The following is a 22063-nucleotide window of genomic DNA, read 5'->3' as shown; positions in this document are numbered from 1 at the left end:
AAGCATTCAGGTTGTAGGGACACTCAATGGCCAAATCCATCAAGCTCCAATTTCTCAGCAAGCGGCACACTGACTTCGATTTGCGGCGAATCGCCCGGGCGATGGAGCAAGGGTTCGATGAGCCTGTTACTGCCTACCTAACGGATGCTTTCATCATGTCTCGCGCAGGTGGAGGCGTGGTGTTTGGGTTTGAAGGTGATGACCCTGCTGGCCGTTATGCCGATGGTCGTGTTGTTCAGACGGCAAAGGTCGATCGGCTTGAGAAGGAAGGGCGGTTTTGGGTGCTGACCACGGTGGAGGGTAGCCGCTATGTGATGGCTGCGTTTCGTCGTGAGGGCGGTCGAAATTCTCTTCGGGATTTCCTGCAGATGGCTGTGGCTTAAGACTCTTCTTGCTAGGTGAGAATCATGGTGTTGTCAGCCGCTGCGCTACCAGCGATTTCGATTGATGAGTTCAGGGCCCGGTATCCGCGGCTGTTTGCTGATCCTGAGGTGGGCGATATCTACTGCAGTCCAGGATGGAGAGGGATCCTCTTGGCGCTGTGCGACACGCTGCAGGAGCACTCGGATCGGCATCCAGGCGTGGTGCCGGTGACGGTTGCGCAGATCAAGTCCAAATTCGGCGAGCTCCATTTCTTCTACGACGGGGGCGATGACTACTGCCATGGTGCAGTGAGTGTTGCTGCTCAGCTGTCTCTGCGAACCTGTGAGGATTGTGGAGCGCCGGGCAAGCAAGTGCCTGGTAGGTGGGTTCGTACCTTGTGTTCAGTACACGATAGAAGTGGGTCGAAAACAGTGGTGTAGGCTCGCAAATCGTTTTTGTGCATGCCGCTTCGCGGAAATGCCCACTAAATCCATATTTTTCAGAAAGTGGCTTCCGGTTGGAGCTGCTTGCGGTGTCCCTTTGCCTATCGCCAGGTTCTGGGTGTTTTCTTGACAGGAGTTATATCGTGGCAATCGCTGATTACATCAAGGTTTCGGGAAAGCTCGAGGACATTCGAGTTTTTGAGCATAAGGAAGGAAGCGTTCGGGTAATCATGAAGATGGATGGTGTTCTCATTCCAAATACTGACATCCCGATCAAGCTCTACGAAGAGATCGAGGCGGGCAAACACTACGATTTTTATTGTGTGTACAAAAAATCTAGGAACAAGTTAAAAAATACTGGCGTGGTCTATGCGTTCAAAGAGGACGGCGGACGAATTCGTAGTCTCACTAAGCTTCGTCTGGCGACTCCAGTGTATATGATGTTCTACGGGGCGATCTGGTTCGCTGTCGCGTATGTAGCTGTGTTTCTTCTTGCGCTTCTGCCAGTGCTCGCAGACCATCCGCGGACAGGAGCTTTACCAATTCTGCACAGCTATTCGATGATGGGTGGGGCTATTCCTGGATTGTTCTTCCTGTGGTGCGCAATTGATTTTTGGCGTAAATCAGCAAATCTGGAAGCCTGGCCGAGCGTTGCTCCAAGCGTCGTGATTGAGCGTTTCAGTAAGCTCCATAAGTAAGCGATCTTGCCTGAGAAGGGTAGCTTGGGAGTGCCGCTGCGCGGCCAGGCTGTCGTGAACCGAGCCCCGCATTTCACGGGTCTCGGCCCTTCGGGCTTCCATCCCGCACGCCTTCGGCCGGTTCGGCCTGCGCGCTCCGCTTGCATCCGGGTTACGGGTTTCGCGAGGCTTCATGTTTGTTTTGATACTCGGTAGCGTTCACGCTTTTGCTATGAGGCATCAGGGCTCGCCATCTCGAATAGTTTTGATCCCAGCACGCTGGCCTGCGCATTGGTGAGTCTGAAAGTTGTGCCTTCCATGTTAAGCAGTATCGTTTTGGCATTCTCACGGTTGACCATTACGAGATAGTTCTCTGAGCTAGTCGAGCAAGCTGCCTCGGGCAAGTCTGGATTTGAAAAGAATGCGATGTCGAGTTTGTGGTTCGGATGATGAAGTTCTAGAAATTCATTCAAGGGGGTTCTCGTGTGATACGAGCTCCTAAAAAGTGTATTAACTATTAAAACGGTTGTAGCGGAAAAAACTTTAGCGATAAGTTTGTTTTTTTGTAGTGCAACTGTGCTTCTCTGGAGGTTACGCGAGTAAACTTCCAGTGTCATTCGTTATGCATGGTTTGATCTCTGACCTGGATATGAGCCATCTCACGATGGGGAGTGCTTCGCACGCTGTTGTGATCAGACTTCACACAACGCGAGTAGAGATGTCCCCGCGAAGGAGCAAGGTTCGGGCATTGTCATTCGGGTTCGTGTCGCGCGTCTCATTCACCTCCATCCCAGAAAAGCTGCGGATTTTTTTGCGCATTTCAGGACGCGGTGAATGCCCCTATTTACCTGGGTTTCATCTGATTTGAGTGCTCTTCAGAAGAGAGAAATTTTCGGATTTTTCTGGCCTAACCGGAGCTGCTTGATGGCATCGTATCTGCAGTCGTTGCCCGTATTGCGACATTACTCTCCGAAGCAGCTATCCGAGGGCCTTGGGTGTGGTGATTCTTGGTTGGATCACCACACCCTGCGGGCCACAAGGCGGCCTATGCGCTCTGGCAGACCAAATCTGAAAGCACAGACCCGAGACGTTCAATTGTCATTGATGAGCAAGGTTGCATGGGCTCGCGAAGTTCGTTGGTGATTATGCCCTGGACGCTCAGAGCTGCCTTGATGACAGCGGGGTTGGGTTCGATGAATGCAATTCTTATCCAGGGTAGGAGTCGATAGAGCGTGGCTCTGGCAGAGATGAGGTCGCCGCTATCCATTTCCTGCATCATCTGAACGTATAGCTTGGGACTAATGTGTGCTGAAGCCGAGATTGCGCCGGCGCCGCCCAAGGCAAGGTTGTTGAAGATCTGGATATCTTCGCCAGTCAGTATTTCTGCGTTTCCGTCGGCGATCAGGGCCATGGTGGTTTCGATATCACCACTGCAGTCCTTCACAGCAGCGATTCTAGGGTGATGCACGATCCTTCTCAGCGTCTCTCGCTCAATCCTTACACCTGTTCGGTAGGGGATGTCGTAGAGCACCACTGAGACAGAGGAGGCATCGGCAACCGCTTGGAAGAAAGACTCGATGCCTTGCTGCGAAGGTCGGATGTAGTAGGGAGCTGGAACCAGGACGCCGGCGATGTCACGGCTCTGCATCTTTTGCTGGAATGCCAGGACTTCCGACAGGTTATTGCCCGACAGTCCCATGATCACTTGGCCAGGCAGGGCGATCTGCAGAACTGCATCCAGTACCTCAAGTTGTTCATCCTTGTTCATGGCAGCGGCTTCGCCCGTGGTACCGCATACCACGAGGCCTCTCACACCGTCAGCGAGGAGCTTCTTGGCCAAGTCTTGAAGGGCCTGGATATCGACCTGCCCCGAACGGAATGGTGTGACCAGTGCAACCCAGATACCGCGAAAATTAGACATGCATTACTCCTCAGGCAGACCGATTAGTCGACGTCAGAGGAGGGGATGGGAATCAAGCGGGGAGGAGACCTAGCGCTATCTGTCCTGTCAGCTCATCTGACGGGACAGCGCCCCGGTCAAATGAGCGGCTGTTTCTTGGATTTCTTAGCAACGGACACGCATGCGCATGCCTGGGCGGATGGGCCCTTGGCAGTCAGCATGTTGTCAATGTCAGGAATCATGGGTGATCCGTTGCGAAGAGGTGCAACGGGATAGTGCGCAACGCAGCGACGTTTCGTCAACTAGCAATTTCTTTTGGTGCTGAACTTGCCGCGTGGCGGACGGCTGTCGTAAACCGAGCCACAGAATGCCTAGGCTCTGCCGGGCCTCTACACACTCTCCGTCAGCCGACGGGGCGCGGCCCCCTCTAGCGTCGACATGTAGGGGTAATCTCACAGTTTTGCTTTTGTGGGTAGTTCATCGTAAAAAGCTCGCTCCTTTTGTTCCATGAGAGAGCGTCATGTCGGAGCATAACCCCCGTTATCCTGAAGACACACCTTTAAGTGTTGGTGCGTTTTGCAAGTCCGACTTCAACCAGGCCACATCCGGCATTGAGCCAACCTATACCGCCCTTTCTGGCGCGCTGACGGGATTGGCAAAAGCCGCCTCGGAGGCCCAGAAATATGAAGCAGCGAGGGTCTGGTGGCTGTTGGCTGATCTCTGCATGATGATGCTGGACACTACCAACAGAAATGAGCCCTTCAGGCCCTACCTACTCATCGGCGACCGGCATTCAATGTCACCGGCAAGCATGGTCGACGAAGAGTATGTGTTCTTTAACGACTTGGTTGACAGCCTCCCGAACGGCCTATTGAAGGCGAGGGTCTCCGATCTCCTCTGGATTACTCCTGGCCTCAAGCACATTCGGCACGCCCGAGCCGCCATTGATGGCTATGCGACGGTGCCACTGAATGATGAGATTTGGTACCAAGAAGGTAGAGAGTGCTTCCAGAGAGCGTTGTCCCTGACCAAGATGATTGGCCGAGGAGATGAGGGGCGGCTCTCGAACCTTACCCAGGCAATCATGGATGCAATCGAGCAGGCGATTCACCAGGAACTTCCATTTGCCGTTGGGTTGGTCGAGACGGTCATGGACTATCAGCTTGAACATCCCGAAGTCTCCGCGTTACCAGAAAAGGTGGCTGAGCTCGGTCGTTGCTTCGTGAGCAAGCAGGATATCTTTAGGGCCCGACAGTGTTTCGACACTGCGTGTAAAGGTTTTGCCTTGTTTAAGCGTCACCTACAGGCTGCAAAAATGACAGTGGCCATTGCTGAGACATGGGTATCAGAGGCCGAGGTGAGAGGGGAGCAGACGCACCCGATTGTGGCGCAAAATGCCTTGGAAAATGCTCTTCAGACCTACCGAGCAGTTCCGGGGGCATATCGCGCCGAACTAGGTGTCGACACGGTTCTGCCTGCACTGCGTAAGAGAATTGCTGAGGCAGGTGCACGGGTGGTTGAGCAGATGAGTCTGATCTCAACTCAGACAGACATCACGAAACTGGTAAAGCGTACCAAGCGCTTAATCGAAGGTCAGTCCTTTGGTACTGCCCTCTATAATCTCGCCAATATGTACCCGTTTTGCTCGCCCGCTGAATCCCGTCAGGGAGCACTAAAGTCACTACGTACAGGGATAGTCAGCTCCCTGACTGAGGTAGTTTTCTTTGATGAGACTGGCAGAGTGATTGCGAAGCGACCTCCACTGTCCTTCGGCGCCGAACTGACTGAAGAGGACGAGTACACAGTCCAGGCCAAGATGGTCAGCGAACACTTGCACACCATCAAGCTTACGGTAAGAGGTGGGGTTTTGCCGGCGCTTGCGATCATCTCGGAAGCACACTGCGTCAAAGAGGTCGACATGGTTGAGCTGGCCAAAGCGTCGTCACTTGTGCCTCCAAATCGGGTACACATGGTCGGGAAAGGGTTGTACTGGGGGTTCGTAGGGGAGTTTGGTATGGCCGCACATTTCCTCATTCCACAGATGGAGGCACTGATTCGACATCGAATGAAGGAGGCGGGTCTCAATACCTCGACGTCCAGCGCTGACGGTATCGTTACCGAAAATGGATTGAGCACCCTCATGGATGTCGAAGGCGTATCAGAGCTGCTGGGTGATGACGTAGCTTTCGAAATCCGAGCGGTGTTCTGCAGCCCATATGGCCCAAACCTCAGAAACACCTTTGCTCATGGGCTGCTTGATGACGACCAAATCTATGCAGAGTCGACCGTTTACGCCTGGTGGTTCATGCTCAAGTATGTCTCGGGGCCATTCTGGGAGACGGTACCGAGGACGTAGCCCTGATCGTCTCGCCAGGCTTAAATCTGGTGGAGCGTTGAGGCAGTGGTCACGGTGAAGGAGTGGCGGGGAACTCCTGCTCGTAAAGCCTTGGGTTGATGTAAACATCTTTGAGGAGATGCTCAAGAATGTTCATGGCCAAGCCTAGCTGCGAAGCTTTTTGTGCCGTCAGCTCGTGTGCAGCCTCGTTTCCCAGTGCTCTTACCTTGTGCAGGATTTTCGCGTTCTGTGGGTTAAGAATGCCTCGGGATGCCAAGTCTTCAATTTGAAGGTGGAGCGTTTTCCCCTTGGCCTGTTTCTCCTTGCATACCCCTTCCAGTAGCGCGCGCATCCCGATCGCGGCTAGTACGGGCAGCCCCCCAGAGAGAGCTTTCAGAGATTCGTCATAGATAGCCTTGAGAGAAGAGGGCAGCCACCATAGGTCAAGGCCTAGCTTGCCAACTCCCTCCATCCGCGGTGGGTACAGTTTTTCAGTCACGAAAGGCTGCAGTTGGCCATCATCATCGTAATCACGGTCTTCAGAGTCGCCAGACACCATGCGAAACGAAAACGTCTTACAGCCTTGGCATTGGATTATCTGGTTTTCGACCCACCACTCATGGAGATTATGCTGGTCTTCACGAGAGGACTCTACACCTGCTGAGCACACCACGCGGTGAAACGTCCTTGCACAACATTTACCGCAAGGCAGTTCGAGTTCATGGCCCTCACTGGCGTGTTGCGTGTATTTGGTCGATGTCTTCATCGTGCCCATTTCCTAGGGAATTGTGCAAAACATATCCTGCCTTCCACCGGAGGGCTAGGATTGTGAGCGTATCGAGACCACCAACTGAGCTTTGTGCTTTGTTCTCCATACTATCCGCTGTCGTTTACCGTCATGCTGGCGAAATGGTATTGTCCAGGGATTGTCGCCTTTCGCGACTCGCCGGCACAGGAGACGCCAGCTTGGGAGCCCTTCAAAAATCGTCGCCGTTTCTATCTAGGTTTGCGACGCCTAGAACAGGAGAGGACAGTATCCCGGGCTTTTATTCTCCGGAGCTCCAGATGTGGGTAATCGATGCCTCGGATGGCGAAGTCCCAATCATCGCCGATGGGGCGCTAAATGAGCTGATGACCAAGACCAAGGTCAATGCGGAGCAAGATGACGAGGCTTCCTGGCAGATAGAGCTCTTGACCAAGACCTACCAGAAGGTCGAAAGCGATGACGACGATCCCAGTCCTTATCGAGGTCAATCGAATGATTCAGGCCAACTGCATCGACTCGACTCGAGCAACCATCTGCTGCAACTCGTGACCAAAACCGATGCGATCACTGAGCGCGACGATCGGTGCAATGCCAACCACATCCTTGAGCTGATCACAAAGACCAACGTTGAGTTGGAGCGTGATGATAATGGTGATCCTACCTTCGGCTTGGACACCCGTTATTACTCGGACTGATCTGGAAGCGCCTCATGCTGTTGTTGGTGACAAATCGTCGCGATATCACGATGGACTACGTGGTTGCTGAGCTCCGCCGGCGCGGTCAGCCTTTTGTCCGACTCAATACCGAACAATTGCCCGAAGCGTTGTGCTCGATGGCGGGATTTCCCCGCGACGCTTGGTCTATCTCACTGGACGGTGTGGTTGTTCGTGGCTCGCAGATAACAGGGGCCTATTTCCGTAGACCGGGAGCTCCAGTCGTACCGGACACGGTAGCGGATCCTGGGGAGCGGGCTTACATCGAGGCGGAGTGGAGCAGCTTTCTCAAAAGTCTTTACTCCAGATTGGAAGGGCGATGGCTTAACTCACCAACAAAGATCTTCATGGCTGAAGACAAGCCGATGCAGCTCCTCCTCGCGGAGGAGATTGGCTTCCATGTACCACAAGCATTCATCACGAACGACATCTCATGCGCTAGGGCCATCTCTGCTCTGGGCCAGGCCATTGGCAAGCCTCTACGTCAAGCGGTGCTTGAAGGCGAGACAGAGCGCGTCATGTTCACATCGCGACTCGCTGAGATTGAGGATGATCAAGCGGAAGCGATGAGGCTGAGCCCTTTCATTGTGCAATCAGAGATCCTAAAGCAATACGATGTGCGAGTGACTGTTGTGGGTGAGCGGGTTTTTGCGACGGCGATCTGGTCGCAAGATAGCGAGGAAACGGAAACTGACTGGCGCAAAGGTAGTCGTCCTGATCTTCGCCATGAAAAGATTGTACTTGAGCGGCGGGTTCAACGTCAGTGCGTGAAGCTCGTCCAGCGCCTAGGCCTTCGTTACGGCGCAATTGATTTGGTTTGCGATCGTTCAGGCAAACTGTGGTTCTTAGAGATCAATCCGAACGGGCAGTGGGCTTGGATTGAAAATCTAACGGGTTACCCTATTGCTGCCGCGATCGTAGACGAGTTAACGGTGAGCGCAATTGCTTCAGCCTAAAGACTGGCTCCATTGGCTCTGGCCGACCCTCATCCCATTGTCGTCTACCGAGAAGGCCGAGGATACGGAATGGAAGCAGGGGATTGCTGCATCTGTTCGAGAGGGTGATTGGTCGACGGACAGCGACGTGGTGCTGGAAGAATCGCGGCGTCTTTTTGATGCAGAAGTTGACCGTCGGAAGGGAGCTGATGCGAAAGCAGGTATTTACCTGGCCGCTATCACGGCGCTGATTCCCGTACTTGTCTCACTGCTGCCAACTCTTTGGAGCGACAAGTCGAGCAAATGGCTAGGTTGCATCAGCCTCCTCTTATTCGGACTGGCCGTTGCCTTCCTTCTGCGCGCAGGGGCTTGGGCCTTCAGAACGCTCAAAGTCGCCGGGTTCGCTCAGCTTGGCCCAGGTGAGCTAGCGAATACCTGGAAAGAGAGTTCGCCTAAAGCAGGCCTAGCCAAACAGCTCGCCCGCGCCGTTCTACACAACTACACACTGGTCAATGAGAAGGTGACCCGTATCAAGATGACCCATGAGTACCTGCTTCGTGCCTTCCTGACTTTCACGATTCTCTTGGTGCTCCAAGTAGTATGGCCAGTTGGCGCTTGGGTCGTTGAGGAAGGCACCAAGCTTATGGGCACTCCAGATCCGGCTCCATTGATCATGTGCTATTCGTGACGTTACAAATCAGGAGGATTTATCCCTGAGTTGCCGTGTCAGCTCAGTCTTTCTATGATGTTTAATCTAGCTTTTTTATTGGCCGAAGGGAGCAGGATGTTATTGTCGACCATAATTGCCAGGCATGAATGGGCGATTTGCAGTGAAGAAACTAACCAGAGAGCGGGGCTCTTTGGGCAACAGATTTCATCGCCGCTGACTATTTCGCATACTCGAATCTCAGCTTGATACCAAAAGTTGGGTTGCAACTTGTTTTAAACACAACTTGATGCGGAAGCAAATGACTATAAATGCACTCAGAACAAAAATAGACATTGATCGTGGGGCAAGCCTATCGTCTTTTGAGATCAAAAGACTTGGCGCGTTAAATCTGATTGAGACGAGAGAGCTGGATGCGAATGCCCTTAGAGGGCTTATTGCTTTTATATGTACTTTAAACTGCACCACAGAACTTGAAGGCTACTACGATTCTGACAAGGTCAAAATTGATATTCCAATAACTGAAGGGCTACTTAAGGCTTTTGGGAATCCGCTTATAACTGTGAACTTCTCGCGCGACGAGAGTACTGGCTTGGAGTTATTTCACCTGATGTTCGAGCTGGCCGGCAGTAAGGATAGTGTTCCGCACTTTTTGCGGCTCGAGGCAAATTTGTTTGACTTGAGCGACCAAGAGCTCGAAACTCAAGAAAAACTGACTCTTCACAGTATGGATCTTAAGACCTTTGATAAGAGGGCGCAGGTAATCGCAGCTTCGACATATATTGAAGCCATGGTGACAATTGTTAGCGAAAAAAGTTTATCGACACCTGAACATAGCAAGGCTTGGCAAGAGCGCGTGAGGCCTATAAAAAGAAATGGCAAACGCGGAAAAATTACACCGAATTTTTCTACACATATCGACCACCTAGAGGAAATTAAAATTCTTCCTCAAAGTATATGTGATGCGCTGAACAAACTACGACTTGCGCGTAATGTTTCCGCTCATAACTACAATGTTTTCATGGGTGGTGAGGGTGGCTCGCCGATTAATCATATTGAGGTCACTCATTTGGATGAAGATTTCATATCAAAATCCCGTGAGTTTGTAGATGTTTGCAAAGATATTTTTGGAGCCGTTCCTAAAGCGCTAGGAAATAATAAATTTCAGCGGTACGCTGAGCTTTTAGCCGGGGAAATTTGCAAATTTACAAATCTAGAGTCTGTTATTGTTTTAGGGGTTCGACACTCCGATGATGTGGAAGAGATTTTTGGATAATTGCAAGGCGTGATGCCTCTTCTCATTTTATTATGCATCGAGCAAGCTGTTGTTTGGGTTCGGGCTCGCTCATGAAATCGTACTCAAGAGTTCTTGCTTGTACGCCGATAGTGATCGCAAGCCCGAGACCAAAAATGCAATTCGCAGATTTATTGGTGTTGGAAGTATCGAAAGCTAAGAAAAGGGCGAGCAGAGCGCCCCTTTGTGCTCAGCAGGCTCCAACGCTGCAACATTCGCTTAACTTGAACCTCGAAGATCGGCTAAAGTGAGTCATGGGTCACAGTTTTGTACTGCGATAGAGTGGGAATTGAGCAATGGATTGCGATCAACTGCTGGACGACCTACGGGACTACATGGCTTCTGTGCCAGGGGCTCCGGAGGCTGCAATCCAGTCGCTGTTCAAAGGGCTAGCAAGAGACAGTGAACTGGTGGCGCTTAGCTCGCACCTGCAGTTGTCCGAGCATGCGGCCTTGAAATCTGTGATCAGCGGAATCGCTACACGACAGGGCGTACTCCACCAACTTCAGGAGCGGCTTCGTACGCTGCTTAAAGGGCGACTTAGCAGCGGGGGATCAGCGGCACGGGTCAGGAACAAGGGCTCGCTCTTGAGAGAGCTCACTGGCCTAGTAGCCACCTCTGACCTTAAAGCTGCTGAGCGTTTGCTCCTGGATGCGCTGGAGGAGGGCCAAGACCCTGACTACCTGACACTGTTGGGGCGGGTCTACACACTCCAGCACCGCCCCTTAGAAGGGGCTAGAGCTATGCAATCAGCTGACGCTATTCGGCGTCAGCAAGGCGCGTTCGTCCTTGATCGCACCGTGAGTCCAGACAATCACCATCCAAGCGCAGCCGATTTGGATTTCATCCAGGAGAATGCGCGTCAATTTGCCCCTCTGGAAGACGAGACCGTTGAGTCACGGCATTTTCAAACTGGCTACGCGAGTGTCCGGGTGGATCCGACCATTAGACGGAATGGTAGTGATGTGGGTGACGCCGGCAACGCGGTACAGCCGCATCGAACGACGGGCACGGAGGAACCCAAGCGGCGACTCAGCTTGAAGCCAACGAGGGTTAAGACGCCTGATAGCGATGGCAGTACACAAACTAACAACGCCAGCATCCGGGTCGATCCTGCCATTAGACCGAGTGGTCGTGGTGTGGGTGGCGTCTGCAACGGGGAGCAGCCATATCAAGGGGCTGGCACGAAGGAACCGAAACGTAGACTGAGTTTGAACCGAGCGTGGGTTAGCACGCCCGATAGCGATCGCTGTACACAAGATCACAGCATCCACAGGCCAGATCCTACCCCATGGTCGACTTCACCAGTCGACAGTAACGAAAAAGCCCCCATGGAGCTCCTTGCGGAGCCCGCCCCCGAAGTCGAGGTAGATGCCTCAGCAGAACCATTCGGCCGTTTCTTCACCGATATACCTTTCTCTGGTGAGCAGTCTGATTCCCGCGACCTTGACGCGTTCTGCCTAGACCAGATTGATGGGGAGGATGACTCTGTTGGAATGGGGGCCGAACCGTACTCGGATGATACCGACTTTGACCCAAACCTCGCAGCGGAATTGGCCGAGCTAGAACTGTATGGCACCACGAAAGGACGGGATGACAAATCCCACAGGGACAGTGACTACCTGCAGGATTCCGAGGACGAGTTCGCTTTCTATGAATTCGACCCAGACACCGTGTTCGATAACGACAGGTACCAGGTCGAGTTTGCAGGGGGCGAATTAGAGGATCGGATAACGCGTGAGGAGCGTGCGAAGCAAAAGGCCGTAGAGCTCGTATACAAATACGATTGGCCGCATGGAACGCTTCCCCTAATTCAACAGATTTACGTCATGAGCGGGTGGGGCGCAACCCGGGTGGCATTGGAGCGAGCAATCGATGAAGGGCTGACTCCTGAGGAGCTCGTGCTCGCTGCGCACATCAAGGTCATATGGGCTGACAACGATCTTTACTGGATCGCATTCGACAATACCGGCAGCACACGCCTTTCCTACCACGCGTTGTCTTGGCGTACGGCGCTGATGGTTGTCCGTTCATTCGAGTCGATACCACAGGTGGAAGAGATCGATGTACTCCTGGAACAGCTTTTTGAGTACTGGTACGAAAACGCTACGCTGAGACGAGTATTCAAAGCCTTCGCAAGGTACTTGTGGTACCGGTTTGGTGATATCGATGGCGTCCTTCCCGCACGTCAGTTGGGGAATTTTGACTCGCCATATCAACGCCCCGACGAAGAGTACAGCGATCTCGGTATTCCTAATGATCTGGGGATGGGAGGTATCCGGAAGCTTCAGGCATATGGCGTACCGCAGATCAAAGATCCGCAAGAACCGAGCTGCTACTTCAGCGATCTCCCCCTTAAAGCGGAGGAAGGTGAAGACGTCGTGTCGACTCAAAAACAAAGCGATCTGCCAGCAGAACTGGATGGCAGTGATGCTCGCTCCGATGTCCAGGCAGACACTCCTACCTCGGAGCTTGCAGAGCAAGCGACTCGCGGATGACCAATACAGTGATGGTCAACGCTGCTATTTAAAAAGGCGATACAGGCTTGTCCACAGTTGGCCAATGCCAAACCACTTGTAAATTGGACTCACAGGGAGTACTTCATGAAGCCGCTTAGACTTACTCATGTACAGGGTTGTTGGGTTAAGCGCTTTAGCCCCAGTGGCCAAGAAGAGATTGGCGTTGTCAGGATGGCAATCCCTGAGACTGGCAAGACCCAGGTTCATTGGATTCGAGCAGGTAGTGCGAGCATCGTTGATTCTGATGTCCTGCAGTCGGGATTTGTGAATGGCCAAGACGTTCTCGACGCGACGCCCGGGACAGGTGTTCGTTCGCTAGGCCAGGGAGCGATCATGCAGCTCAGAGACCTGGCTGGCAGCGAGCAAGCGCTCGTGGATTTCCCTGAAAAGGGAGAGCGACACTGGCTGCCGTATCAATACCTACGACAAGTTAAGGGCGTTAAACACCGGTTTGTGACCGCTCAGATGGGCGTGGAGCCGGATGCTGAGCGTGTGAGACTAAGATTGCTCGCTCACGCGATCAAGGTATGGAATGAGAACACGGGATCCCTGTCTCACCTGGAAATTGACCCGCTGCCTCATCAAATCAACTTGGTGCACCACATCCTGGCGTCGAACAACCTGAGTTGGTTGATCGCGGATGACGTAGGTCTGGGCAAAACGATTGAAACGGGCATGTTGCTTCACGCGCTGATCCAGCGAAAACGTGTGAAGCGCATCCTCCTGATCACGCCCGCGGGGTTAACCAAGCAATGGCAAGATGAGCTGTACTACAAATTCAAGCTCGAAGACTTTGAGATCTATCATGAGGATTTCTTCGTCAATGAGCCACGCCAGTGGAAGATGCACGATTGTGTGATCGGGTCGTTGGATCGCCTCAAGCAGCCTGATCACCTCGAAAGTCTGCTCCAGGCAGAGCCTTGGGATTTGGTCATCTTCGATGAAGGTCACCGACTCAGTCGCCGGCAGTACGGCCTAAAGTTCGATAGCTCTGAGCGCTACGATCTTGCAAAAGCCCTTCGGAGCCGCACAGAGCACATGTTGCTTCTCAGCGCTACTCCTCACCAGGGCATGCAGGACAAGTTCGTAGCATTGCTTGAGTTGCTGCGCCCGGAACGGCGGGAAGAACTTCAAATGCTCAGCCTCAAGCCCGAAATTCTGCGTGACATGGTTTACCGCAATCACAAGGCAGACGTTACCGATGCAGAGGGACGCTTCATTTTTGAAGGCAAAATTACCTCTGCGCTGCAGGTGTCCAGCAGCCAGGAATCGATTGACTTCGACCAGACCCTGCAGCATTACCTGCGCAAGGGGTATGCCGCAGGCGAGGCTTTAGGTCAGACAGGTAACGCCATTGGTTTTGTGATGACGGTGTACCGCAAACTCGCCGTGTCTAGTGCTGCCGCGATCCACCAGGCTCTTCGGAATCGACTTCAGCGATTGCTGGACAATTTTGGCGGCGACACGTTACCCAGTACACCGGATGATCAGCGCTATGTGGGTGAGTGGGAAGAGCAGGTCAGTGGTGAGGCAGAAGAGTTCTTCGCAGGGGAGATTCAGCTCCTCAAGCAGCTCATCGATGACGCTGCGGTGCTCATGACGAATGATTTGAAGCTCACGGAGTTTCTCGACAAGGTCATCGGGCCAATCAATAAGAAAAACCCTGAAGAGAAGGTGCTGATTTTCACCGAGTACCGAACCACACAGCGCTATCTCAGGGATGCATTGGCGGCCCGGTTTGGTGATGACAAAGTAGCGCTCATCAATGGCTCCATGCAGCACGTTGAGCGTCGAGAGGCGATTGCACAATTCGAGACGCAGGGTCGGTTCCTCATTTCCACCGAGGCGGGTGGTGAGGGTATCAACCTGCAGAGACAGTGCCACATGATGGTGAACTATGACCTGCCCTGGAACCCCATGCGTCTAGTCCAGCGGATTGGTAGGTTGTATCGCTACGGGCAGAAGATGAAGGTCGTGGTGTTCAACATCCAGCAGTCCGATAGCCTTGATCAGGAAATCGTTGACCTGATGTACGAGCGTATCGATAGCGTTGTTCATGATTTGGCCGAGGTTCAGCATCATGAATTCAACGAGGGCCTGAAGGATGAAATTCTCGGCGAACTGGTGGATCTCATTGATGTCGACGACATCCTTCAGCAAGCAACGAAGCTGGGCATCGAACGCACCAGTGAGCGCATTGACGCGGCTCTGGAGGAAGCCAAGCGAGCTGCGGAGAAGCAGAGAGAAATCTTCGCCCACGCTGCGACGAATGACATCAACGAACTGGGTGATCAGGTGGCAATCACCATCGATCATCTCCAAAGCTTCGTCACAGGCATGTTCGGCCAGCTCGGTATTGAAATTTCTGTTCCTAGCAACGAACCGCGCCTCTTGCGAATTCGCTTGCCTGACCTGGTCATGCAGGAGCTTGGACGCAGCAGAAAAACTTCGTCGCGCATGGATGTCACCGTTGACAGGGAGCTTGCTGCGCGTCGCCCAGAAATCCAGATGTTGGATTTGACCTCGCAATTGATGCAGTACCTGCTTGCCAAAGCATGTCTGTATGACTTTGATGGCCTGGCAGGATCTGTTTGCGCTCCGGGCCTAGGTAAGGAAGATGGCGCATTGCTGGGCGCGATGCTGCGCTGGCAAGGCCCGCAGGGGAATCGTGTGCGTCAGGAGTTTGTGACCATTCTGGCCGGGCAGGGGGGAGTCAAGGTGAACGCTCCAGAGGCTAGTAACTGGCTGATGACGCCCGCGCATTTCAGCTCACAAATGGCTTCGGTGCCTGCGTCCAAGGCTCTTTTCCAAGCGGCCCATGAGGTGGCCAACAAGAGGCTGGCCGAGCTAAGCAATCAGTTTCTGATACCCGAAAATCTCGATTGGGCAGGAGCAGCTTGGACGTTTCCTCATTGATGGCAGGGCCCAAGCCCCACTCAGTTCTGTGAGCTGGGTGCCGGCGCTTTAACGTGCCGGCCCCCCGTTGCGGGTCGCAATCAGCTCTCAAACCTGCACTGACGCTAAGGTTACGTGAATGCATCCGATTGGATTGAACGTCACCGACTTGAGGAGCTTATTACCCATATCGGATGAGGCTCATTTGGGCACGACCGCTGATCACCACATCTCAGCCTCAGCCTACGTTTGCACCTCGCTGTCAGGTGGTGCTCGGTCGTAAATCTCGACCTAACTCCTTTGGTGCCAGGCTTGGATGAAGCTAACGAGCTCTTGAATAGCTCACGGGTTGTAGGCGCGGAGCTTTTTTACCCTCATGACCTGTGGTGCGTAATATTCCAGCCAGGATGTAGGGCCAGCGTTCAGAAATGCTTTTGTTCTACCTGGCTGCAGCAGCGTCAAACCTGCAACGTCCTTGAAAAGACGCTTGGTTTCATTGGCAATGGATCCCGCAGAGAGGCCCGGCCGGTACATCAGCAGGAAGAAGATCAGAGGGCCGAACATTACTACCCGAAGGGTGAACGTATTGTACGTCTCGGGCCCGTAGGCTATTCGCATGAAGAATGGATTAACACGCCCCGTCTGACCTGCCAGGCTCTGTAGAACCTCATAGTCGCCATTCAGCTCGCCGATGGACACTGGCGCCGCTAATGTTGCAACGATTGCGAAATCAGCCTTCGAGGGGGCAGGGGCGCCGTTAAGAATGAAGGGGATGAATCTCTCAAACAGGTGGCTGTGGCCACGATCAGTGCGGGTAGAGTTGAAGGAAATTTTCAACAGCCATCGTGCGAGTTGGTCGTAGTCGTAAGTGAGGACTGCGCTGAGCTTGGTGTAATTCTGAGTCAAGAACCCATTGGAATTGAGGAGCTCTTTTCCGTAAGCGTCCAGAGAGGATAAGACGCCACTGTTGCAGGTTTCACAGACATCCTTCACTTGGTGCTCGCCGCCGACCATCTTTTTCGCGACCTCGTTCCAGCCGATGACGCTGGCTTCGAACTGCTTCTGGAAACGGTAGATGAAGGCTGGAATCACGTGCTCCCTAGTAGCTGAGGCTTCCTGTTTGCAGTATGCGCAGATCATTGACGGCACCTTCCATGATAACGGTCTGCGATTATCATCGCTGAAGCCCGGAGTCGCGTTCAACCTGCAGCGCTAGCTAACACGTCAATGACCTGGACGGGGAAGGGCGTTACGCTCAGGAACCAAGAACCCTAAGCTCATGGGCTAAGCATTGTGCCCATTGTTTGCTGCACTGAGCTCAAGACTCGCTCAATGATAGCTCGGCTCTCCAAGATTTCTTCGTCGTCTACCAGATGATCCCGACCTGGATAGACATCTAGTGCAGCATCACCGCCCATTTCTCTGAAGAGCTCTAGTGTTGCCTCTGTACGCTGAAGCGAGATCCATGGGTCTCTATCGCCGTTGCTCAACTGTATGGGGGTGCCGTGAAGCTGGCCGGAGGCTTTCCAGGTGAGGCCTGTCTCTATCGCCAGTCCCCCGGTGAACGCAATTAGACCTCCCCAGCGCGCCGGATTTCGATAGATGTATTCGCAAGCCAGGCAGGCACCTTGTGAGAAGCCTAGGAGTACGATGCGGGAACGATCTACACCTCGGCGCTGCAGGTCGCAGATTTGCAAATCCAAGCTCTGCAGCGTTGGCTCATAAATCGTTGGGATTTCCCCCGTCGAGTCCTTGAGACTCAACCATTGCTTAGGGGCCTCAATGGCGATGTAGCAAGCGGCTGGCAGATTAATTCGCCCCGCGATTACAAACATATCGGCTGGGCTTTGATCAGGGCCATGTATAAGGATGATGGCCGAACCACAGGCCTCAGGAGCAGGGCCGGAGGTCTGGACAGGATGGGGGTGGCAGGTTTCATGAGCCATAGTGTCGTTCTTCTAAAGGATCAACCCATGCCCACAGTCTATGAGCCAGTTCTGGATAGCCGGGGCTGTGAATGTGTGAGGCTGCCAAGATACGGAATGTTGTTAAAGGCTTCTGATGGTAACGGGCATCGTTGCATGCGGACGCTCCGTGTTTCCCTCGGAAATTTCAGAAGTAATTGCAGTTTGGAAGGATGGGTACTCATCCCTTGAAGTGCACCTTCCGAAAGATAGTTCGACGTCTCTCCAGCCAGCTACGCACGAACGTGGCCCGTGCCCGCAACGGTCTGGTTTCTCCTCTGCACGGGCACAGTAGTGCATCTCAAAATCCTGGTCATTGGCGGCCAGTCTCTGAGCCATGCTCAGGATTGGGGTAATACCAATCCCTCCAGCGAAAAGCACGCTGCGTTTCGCGCTCAAGTCCAGGGGAAAAAGGTTCCGAGGCTCGCTGATCTGAACGATTTGCCCGACGCGCAACTGCTCGTGGACTGCTCTGGAACCGCCCCGGGAAGCAGGATCCTTCAGAACGCCGATGCAGTAACGATGGGTTTCGTCAGGGTGGTTCCAAATAGAATACTGACGAACAATTCCCTCAGGGAGATGAATGTCGATGTGCGATCCCGCATCGAAGACGGGCATGGGCCCTCCGTTAGCAGGGACAAGCTCAATGCTGATGATGTCTTCAGCCTCAAGGCGGATAGCCGAAATCACCACGTTCATCATGACGCTGCTCCTTTGATGAGTTGAGCAGAGGGTTGGCGTTCAGCGGCGATGATGCGATCAATGATTCGCCTAGATTGAACACCTCCTGCGTCAATGTTCAGCTTGAGTAGTGCTCGCTCAGGGTAAGCGAGGAGGTTCTGCTGCTGTTGTTCGAGCATCTCCAGGTCTTCGGAGAAAATTTTACCTTGCCCCACGCGGATCGTGTCGGTCAGTTCTTGGTCTTCAGGCTTGAAGTTTCGTGCCATTCCCCAGAAGTACCAGATAGAGGTATCTGTCTCTGGGGTGATGAAGTCGACTACGATGCTGCCAGCTTTATGAGCAGCATCTGCGTCGTAGCCACCCTTGCCAGCATGGGCAACACCCACCTCAATCAGGACATGACTCGGAGGGGAGAATCTGCAGATCTGCCATCGATCGACGGGCACGTCATCGGCGAGTCCGTTCCCACGCAAAGCAGCTCTCCAGAACGGTGGAGCCATTACGCCTTCCATGAAGCGGCTAGTGACGACTTCTTCACCCTCAACGCGAGTGTGTACAGGCGCCTCGTCAATTTCCTTCTGACCAATGCTGGACGCGTGCACGTAGGTCTCATGGGTCAGATCCATGAGATTGTCGATCATTAGGCGGTAGTCGCAGGCTATATGGTAGAGGCCACCACCATAAGCCCAGTCAGGGCTTTCAGCCCATTCAAGGTGGTGGATGAGCGCCGGGTCGGCTTTTTCTGGATCGCCAGGCCAAACCCAAATGAACCCATAGCGCTCCTCAACCGGGAAGCTCTTAATGCACGGGAAGCCTTGCACCCGCTGATTGGGCATAGACTCCGTCTTTCCGTCGCACCCCATCACCAATCCGTGGTAACCACAGACAAGCTTGCCATCTTCTACCGTACCCAAGGACAGCGGGGCCCCACGATGGGGACAGAAGTCCTCTAGGGCGGCAACACGACCTTCAGGGCCGCGATAAAACACGATCTTCTCGTTACAGACGCGCCGGCCCAGCGGTTTTGCCGCAATCTCGTCCGGGGTGCAGGCTACGTACCATGCATTTTTAGGAAACATCATCGGGCTCCTGTTGTTGTTCTCTGGATCCAACGATGGAGGGATGAAAGGCGCAAAAACACTATCTTTCGATAGCAGAATGGTCATTCATCGGGCCGTGCATCGAGATTTCCTCTGCCTCGCCCATACCTAATCCAAAGATAGGTGGAGCCCTGCGCTACCCGGTTTAAAGTCTGGATCATCTCCAATGGATCCAGTGGGTAGCACATGAGCGGGCCTGGACAGCGGGTATTGAGCTTACTGAGAAAGATGATCATGGACGGTGAGTTGGCTGCGGGGCAAAGGGTGTTGGAAATCCCTACCTCTGAGCTCCTAGGCGTCTCACGGATGCCTGTGCGAATGGCATTCCGGGTTTTGGAGCAGGAAGGCTTGCTGGTGCGTCAGGGAATACGTGGATTCAACGTACGCCCCATGACCTTGGAAAACCTAGTAGGGGCTGTGGAAGTGCGCGGTGTTTTAGAGGGGCTGGCTGCACGGCAGGCCGCGGAGCGAGGTGTTACTTCGGATACCAAGGCAAAGCTCATGAAGTGCCTTGAGCAAGGTGATCGTTTGTTTGAGAAGGGCTACGTGACAGAAGAGGATCTTGCCGAGTATCACGACATCAATAGGAGATTCCATCAGGCAATCATTGAGGCGAGTGGTAACGAGGTGGTAGCGATGGCTCTCGTAAGGAACGCACAGATGCCTTTCGCCTCAGTAGACGCGTTAGCTGTCGATCGCGAGAACTTGGGCCAGGAGTATCGACGATTCAATTTCGCCCATATGCAGCACCATGATGTCGTGGAAGCCATGCTGCTGGGTCAAGGAGGCAGGGCAGAGGCGATCATGCGGGAGCATGCGAACGTCACTTTACGGTATGCAAGACTAATGAGCGTCTAATGAACCTCGGTAAGGGGGCGCGGGCGAGCTGCTCGTTTTCTCATGAGGCGGTAGGGGGATTTGCATTCAGACGTGTAGCTTGTCTAGGGCATAGCCGCTATCCCACCCCTGTTCCACCTTCGCTAGCCCTTGGGCCTTGAGATTAGCTACCTTTAAGCAGCACATGCTACGGCCGGCCACGCTGACACTACGAAGAGTGAATTCGCGCGCTTCGAATCGTTTGCGGGGTTCTACAATCGTTCATTCTGGCCCCGCTGCAAGGATGCGAAATGCCACACTTGATCAAGAACGCGCTATCAGATTTGCACTCTAATGGATGGGCGAGCCTCCAGTTGCCAGACGATACCGCCTCTGTGATTCAGCAAGCTGCGCTCGAAATTGCTTTTTCCATTGGGCAGCCCAGGACATCACGCCGTGGAGGGCCTTTGATTGACGTGCTGATTCCGACTGACACGCAATTTGCGAATCTGCGCTCTCTCAGCGCCCGCTATGGTCTGAGACCATTTCCATGGCACACCGACGGGGCTCACTGGGCTACACCGCCCCGTTATCTCGTTATGGGTTGCATAGAGGCCGCCCCCGACGCTGCTCAAACTATCTTCTCTGAAGGAAGCGCATTCAAGCCATTGAACGCGGAGGCCGCTCGCTCGTCGACCTTCAGGGTTACCAATGGCGGCAACAGTTTTTACACCACGGCTCGGGGCAGTTCCGATCGTTACTACAGGTACGACCCTGGCTGCATGACGCCAATGGACGCCGGCGCTCACGAAATCTTGCGCGCGATCGATCTCTTTGAGCCCGCAGACGAACATGCAATCACCTGGCAGGCCGGGATGTTGCTGCTGCTTGATAACTGGCGATTTCTACATCGGCGTGGAGCAGCACAGGGTAGCACTGAGCGGAAGCTCCTGAGGGTCACCGTAATGGAGAGAAGCAACCATGGCTAACACAGGAAGTACCGCCCAAAAGCCGCGCAAGGAAGTGCCATCAGCGATCTCGGCGGAGGCGCTGTTAGGGAAGTCTCGGCTTTACGCCTCGCGAGCGTTGCAGGCCAAGGCCTCGAAGGATTCCGAGGTCTATCAGATCTGGGCTGCTTTGGCCCTTGAGCTCCTGGGTAAAGCTCAACTGGCGGCGATTCATCCTTGCCTGGTCGTGGAAACCGACAATCCGAATAGCCTTTTGGAGGCTTGTGGTGTCGAAACTGACACCAAGGTGAAGACCATCAGTGCTCACGTGGTTTTCGCACGACTGAAACACACGGTGGCAAAATTCGGCACACCGCATGCTAAGGCATGCGAATTGATCTCTTCACGTAGAAATGCCGAACTCCATTCGGGCCAGGCAGCATACGCCGGCGTCATGGATAGCGACTGGGAGGGGGAGTTCTGGACAACCTCAGAACTCATCCTTGCATCCATGGAGCTCGAGCTGGAGGATTGGGTGGGCAGTGAGTCAAAAATCCCTGCTGCCCTTGCAAAGGATTTTCACACGATCAAAGTGCAGGCGGCCAAACAGCGCATCGCGAACGCCCGAGCAACCTTTGAAAAGCCCGATGAGGCATCTGGCTCATCACAGCAGAAGCCGAAAAAGCGTTCTCCTAAAGAGATCAAGGCGCTGCGAGAGCAGTCCCAGAGCCTCAGGTGGTGGACGTATCAGGATGCTTTCAGATACCTCTTGGATAGCCATTGGGACATTCCGTGCCCTGCATGTGAAAGCAAAGCCTTCTTAGGGGGCGATCGCATCCATGAAGAGGTCATCGAGCAGGATCATGAAAGTGGGTACGAAACGGTTGAGCGGTACTCCACACCCGTCGAGTTCTACTGCCCAACGTGTGATTTGCACCTGGAGGGTGCTGAGGCTATGAAGGCGGCAGGCTTCGATGAAGAATACGTAGAGCAGGATGAGCGAGAGATTGAGTACGAGCCAGACTATGGAAACGACTAGGCCCTAGAC

18 protein-coding genes and 1 pseudogene are annotated in these 22063 nt (G+C 53.6%); 12 read left to right on the top strand and 7 right to left on the bottom strand.

What is annotated here, in order from left to right; translation table 11 throughout:
- Positions 1-26: 26 nt before the first annotated feature.
- Both ACF8O8_RS17405 and ACF8O8_RS17400 read left to right on the top strand, forming a co-directional pair.
- The gene (locus ACF8O8_RS17405) at positions 27-383 is read left to right on the top strand and encodes a hypothetical protein (RefSeq protein ID WP_349738925.1); all 357 of its coding nucleotides are present in this window, start codon (positions 27-29) and stop codon (positions 381-383) included.
- Positions 384-949: 566 nt separating this feature from the next.
- Complete coding sequence (locus ACF8O8_RS17400; protein ID WP_349738923.1) at positions 950-1504, top strand: hypothetical protein; 555 nt, start codon at positions 950-952, stop codon at positions 1502-1504.
- A gap of 209 nt (positions 1505-1713) precedes the next feature.
- Here the strand turns inward: ACF8O8_RS17400 and ACF8O8_RS17395 are convergent, their stop codons facing one another.
- Positions 1714-1956 (bottom strand): hypothetical protein, encoded by a 243-nt coding sequence (locus tag ACF8O8_RS17395; RefSeq protein WP_392510047.1) that lies wholly within the window; start codon positions 1954-1956, stop codon positions 1714-1716.
- A 572-nt stretch (positions 1957-2528) separates the two neighbouring features.
- Positions 2529-3404 (bottom strand): 4-hydroxy-tetrahydrodipicolinate synthase, encoded by an 876-nt coding sequence (gene dapA, locus ACF8O8_RS17390; RefSeq protein WP_349738921.1) that lies wholly within the window; start codon positions 3402-3404, stop codon positions 2529-2531.
- Between the two features lie 499 nt (positions 3405-3903).
- Here dapA and ACF8O8_RS17385 point away from each other — a divergent pair, with 499 nt between their 5' ends.
- Positions 3904-5739, top strand: a complete 1836-nt coding sequence (locus ACF8O8_RS17385; protein ID WP_349738920.1) for a DUF4209 domain-containing protein — start codon at positions 3904-3906, stop codon at positions 5737-5739.
- Between the two features lie 49 nt (positions 5740-5788).
- On the opposite strand, the gene ACF8O8_RS17380 is transcribed toward ACF8O8_RS17385, so the two are convergent.
- On the bottom strand, positions 5789-6484 hold the full coding sequence (locus ACF8O8_RS17380) for a DUF4145 domain-containing protein (RefSeq protein ID WP_349738919.1): 696 nt from the start codon (positions 6482-6484) through the stop codon (positions 5789-5791).
- 299 nt (positions 6485-6783) lie between these two features.
- Between ACF8O8_RS17380 and ACF8O8_RS17375 the strand changes: the two genes are divergently transcribed.
- From ACF8O8_RS17375 to ACF8O8_RS17350, 6 genes are all read left to right on the top strand, one after another.
- A complete protein-coding gene (locus ACF8O8_RS17375) occupies positions 6784-7179 on the top strand; it encodes a hypothetical protein (protein WP_349738918.1) in 396 nt (131 codons plus the stop codon).
- A gap of 14 nt (positions 7180-7193) precedes the next feature.
- Entirely contained in the window at positions 7194-8153 is a 960-nt protein-coding gene (locus tag ACF8O8_RS17370; RefSeq protein ID WP_349738917.1) for a hypothetical protein, read from the top strand.
- A complete protein-coding gene (locus ACF8O8_RS17365; protein WP_392510046.1) occupies positions 8140-8820 on the top strand; it encodes a hypothetical protein in 681 nt (226 codons plus the stop codon). The genes ACF8O8_RS17370 and ACF8O8_RS17365 overlap by 14 nt, the downstream gene beginning before the upstream one ends.
- A gap of 280 nt (positions 8821-9100) precedes the next feature.
- The gene (locus ACF8O8_RS17360; protein WP_349738915.1) at positions 9101-10075 is read left to right on the top strand and encodes a hypothetical protein; all 975 of its coding nucleotides are present in this window, start codon (positions 9101-9103) and stop codon (positions 10073-10075) included.
- A gap of 1349 nt (positions 10076-11424) precedes the next feature.
- Complete coding sequence (locus tag ACF8O8_RS17355) at positions 11425-12591, top strand: hypothetical protein (RefSeq protein WP_349738914.1); 1167 nt, start codon at positions 11425-11427, stop codon at positions 12589-12591.
- Positions 12592-12696: 105 nt separating this feature from the next.
- The gene (locus ACF8O8_RS17350) at positions 12697-15528 is read left to right on the top strand and encodes a DEAD/DEAH box helicase (RefSeq protein ID WP_349738913.1); all 2832 of its coding nucleotides are present in this window, start codon (positions 12697-12699) and stop codon (positions 15526-15528) included.
- Positions 15529-15849: 321 nt separating this feature from the next.
- On the opposite strand, the gene ACF8O8_RS17345 is transcribed toward ACF8O8_RS17350, so the two are convergent.
- The 4 genes and pseudogenes from ACF8O8_RS17345 to ACF8O8_RS17330 form a co-directional block, all read right to left on the bottom strand.
- A complete protein-coding gene (locus tag ACF8O8_RS17345; RefSeq protein WP_349738912.1) occupies positions 15850-16647 on the bottom strand; it encodes a hypothetical protein in 798 nt (265 codons plus the stop codon).
- A gap of 137 nt (positions 16648-16784) precedes the next feature.
- Complete coding sequence (locus ACF8O8_RS17340) at positions 16785-17453, bottom strand: alpha/beta hydrolase (RefSeq protein WP_392510045.1); 669 nt, start codon at positions 17451-17453, stop codon at positions 16785-16787.
- Positions 17454-17741: 288 nt separating this feature from the next.
- Positions 17742-18173 (bottom strand): annotated as a pseudogene (locus ACF8O8_RS17335) (ferredoxin reductase); the annotation flags it as partial.
- The gene (locus ACF8O8_RS17330; protein ID WP_349738933.1) at positions 18170-19231 is read right to left on the bottom strand and encodes an aromatic ring-hydroxylating dioxygenase subunit alpha; all 1062 of its coding nucleotides are present in this window, start codon (positions 19229-19231) and stop codon (positions 18170-18172) included. The pseudogene ACF8O8_RS17335 and the gene ACF8O8_RS17330, both read right to left, overlap by 4 nt.
- 207 nt (positions 19232-19438) lie before the next feature.
- Here ACF8O8_RS17330 and ACF8O8_RS17325 point away from each other — a divergent pair, with 207 nt between their 5' ends.
- From ACF8O8_RS17325 to ACF8O8_RS17315, 3 genes are all read left to right on the top strand, one after another.
- The gene (locus tag ACF8O8_RS17325) at positions 19439-20110 is read left to right on the top strand and encodes a GntR family transcriptional regulator (RefSeq protein ID WP_349738910.1); all 672 of its coding nucleotides are present in this window, start codon (positions 19439-19441) and stop codon (positions 20108-20110) included.
- Positions 20111-20379: 269 nt separating this feature from the next.
- Positions 20380-21057: a TauD/TfdA family dioxygenase gene (locus ACF8O8_RS17320; RefSeq protein ID WP_349738909.1), complete on the top strand. Its 678-nt coding sequence runs from the start codon at positions 20380-20382 to the stop codon at positions 21055-21057.
- On the top strand, positions 21050-22054 hold the full coding sequence (locus ACF8O8_RS17315; RefSeq protein WP_349738908.1) for a hypothetical protein: 1005 nt from the start codon (positions 21050-21052) through the stop codon (positions 22052-22054). The genes ACF8O8_RS17320 and ACF8O8_RS17315 overlap by 8 nt, the downstream gene beginning before the upstream one ends.
- The last annotated feature ends 9 nt before the right edge of the window (positions 22055-22063 follow it).

This window comes from Pseudomonas sp. TYF_14 (assembly GCF_043105275.1).
GTDB lineage: Bacteria > Pseudomonadota > Gammaproteobacteria > Pseudomonadales > Pseudomonadaceae > Aquipseudomonas > Aquipseudomonas alloputida.
Note: the sequence above shows the minus strand (reverse complement) of the source record. Positions and strands in the feature narration are given on the sequence as shown.

What these genes read in the sequence shown, in the direction of transcription:
- ACF8O8_RS17345 (WP_349738912.1), bottom strand. Translation starts at nt 16,647, where the DNA reads ATGATCTGCGCATACTGCAAACAGGAAGCCTCAGCTACTAGGGAGCAC.
- ACF8O8_RS17405 (WP_349738925.1), top strand. Translation starts at nt 27, where the DNA reads ATGGCCAAATCCATCAAGCTCCAATTTCTCAGCAAGCGGCACACTGAC.
- ACF8O8_RS17330 (WP_349738933.1), bottom strand. Translation starts at nt 19,231, where the DNA reads ATGTTTCCTAAAAATGCATGGTACGTAGCCTGCACCCCGGACGAGATT.
- ACF8O8_RS17315 (WP_349738908.1), top strand. Translation starts at nt 21,050, where the DNA reads ATGGCTAACACAGGAAGTACCGCCCAAAAGCCGCGCAAGGAAGTGCCA.
- ACF8O8_RS17340 (WP_392510045.1), bottom strand. Translation starts at nt 17,453, where the DNA reads ATGGCTCATGAAACCTGCCACCCCCATCCTGTCCAGACCTCCGGCCCT.
- ACF8O8_RS17325 (WP_349738910.1), top strand. Translation starts at nt 19,439, where the DNA reads ATGAGCGGGCCTGGACAGCGGGTATTGAGCTTACTGAGAAAGATGATC.
- ACF8O8_RS17375 (WP_349738918.1), top strand. Translation starts at nt 6,784, where the DNA reads ATGTGGGTAATCGATGCCTCGGATGGCGAAGTCCCAATCATCGCCGAT.
- ACF8O8_RS17360 (WP_349738915.1), top strand. Translation starts at nt 9,101, where the DNA reads ATGACTATAAATGCACTCAGAACAAAAATAGACATTGATCGTGGGGCA.
- ACF8O8_RS17320 (WP_349738909.1), top strand. Translation starts at nt 20,380, where the DNA reads ATGCCACACTTGATCAAGAACGCGCTATCAGATTTGCACTCTAATGGA.
- ACF8O8_RS17350 (WP_349738913.1), top strand. Translation starts at nt 12,697, where the DNA reads ATGAAGCCGCTTAGACTTACTCATGTACAGGGTTGTTGGGTTAAGCGC.
- ACF8O8_RS17370 (WP_349738917.1), top strand. Translation starts at nt 7,194, where the DNA reads ATGCTGTTGTTGGTGACAAATCGTCGCGATATCACGATGGACTACGTG.
- ACF8O8_RS17385 (WP_349738920.1), top strand. Translation starts at nt 3,904, where the DNA reads ATGTCGGAGCATAACCCCCGTTATCCTGAAGACACACCTTTAAGTGTT.
- ACF8O8_RS17380 (WP_349738919.1), bottom strand. Translation starts at nt 6,484, where the DNA reads ATGAAGACATCGACCAAATACACGCAACACGCCAGTGAGGGCCATGAA.
- dapA (WP_349738921.1), bottom strand. Translation starts at nt 3,404, where the DNA reads ATGTCTAATTTTCGCGGTATCTGGGTTGCACTGGTCACACCATTCCGT.
- ACF8O8_RS17355 (WP_349738914.1), top strand. Translation starts at nt 11,425, where the DNA reads ATGGAGCTCCTTGCGGAGCCCGCCCCCGAAGTCGAGGTAGATGCCTCA.